We start from the raw sequence: 1,180 nt of genomic DNA on the forward strand, positions 1-1,180 counted from the left end.
GACAAACCAAAAGGTAAATTGGTTAGAGAATGTGATGAAATGTGGTCTTTGGTTTTTTCTAAGACGATAAAGGTCTATATTTGGCGGTTAATTGATAGAAAGACAAGGGAAATTATTGGTTGCTATGCGCGGAGATAGGAGTCGTCAATCAGCCAAAAAACTTTGGGGTCAGTTTACCAGGCGTTGACCGACAATGTGCAGTTGCTTACACAGACTTTTGGGAGTACTATAAGACAGTAATTCCCAGTAAACGTCATCGACCAGTCGGTCAAGAAACTGGTCAAACTAATCCTATTGAAAGATTAAATAATACCTTTCGACAAAGGATTTCTCGGCTGGTGAGAGAGAGTCTATCTTTCTCTAAAAAAATGGAGAATCACGTTGGGGAGCCCTTTGGTATTTTATCCATGACTACAATGCACAGCAAAGCAAAGGATTAAGCCGCCATCACTACTACCGAATCACCACCTCGGCAGTGATAGCATCCTCGTTGCCTGGTGAATTAGTAAAGGTCACTTGAGAGACTTTGTTCGTCTCGTCATTGGACAGCGTTGCCTCGGTCGGGTTGCCCTTAACCTTAATTTTAAAGGTGCCTGCATCGGTCACGACTGGATACCGGCTCAGATTGAAGACTTTCTTGGTTCCATCCCCCTTACCAACTGGTTCATCGATGACTACATCAACAAATGGCGAATTGACTTCATCTGGCACGATGCCAATAAATCCGGGGATGCTGGTGCTGACTCTGGCGATCGCTTTGACTGCTGAAGGTACTTCTTCAACATAAACGCCAGGAGAAAGATATTGAGGCATAGCCCTCTCCTTAACAAAATATTTGCTTAATCTCCATGCTAGCACTTTTGGTCTATTGTGACTCCTCTCTACAGGGGTGACAACGAGATTAAAGTCTAGGCTGGGTGTGGGTTGTAGGTAGGGTTGATTCATTTAAATTATTAAGTACAGCTGATTTTGAGTCAATAAATTTGACTGAAGATTATCAAGTTTATCTTTTTCTAATCAAAAGAGTTAGTCACAATAACTAATCTTTAATCCTCTGCCAATATTTATTATGAATAGATTGATAAAACTTGTTAACAAGCCACGGCTCTTCGTTACTTGTTATGGTTCGATAGGGGGGCATAAATCGACTAAATCCTTATCTGGCAAGAGACTTAATTGA

The 1,180-nt window shown here is 41.3% G+C and carries 1 protein-coding gene and 1 pseudogene; one reads left to right on the plus strand and one right to left on the minus strand.

Annotated elements, in window-relative coordinates; genetic code table 11:
- Nucleotides 1–421: pseudogene (locus tag PX481_RS25520) on the plus strand (IS1 family transposase); the annotation flags it as partial.
- A gap of 32 nt (nt 422–453) precedes the next feature.
- Here the strand turns inward: PX481_RS25520 and PX481_RS25525 are convergent.
- Nucleotides 454–813 (minus strand): hypothetical protein, encoded by a 360-nt coding sequence (locus PX481_RS25525; protein ID WP_288025191.1) that lies wholly within the window; start codon nt 811–813, stop codon nt 454–456.
- Nucleotides 814–1,180 lie beyond the last annotated feature (367 nt).

The sequence above is a fragment of the Microcystis sp. M53603_WE2 genome (assembly GCF_030065435.1).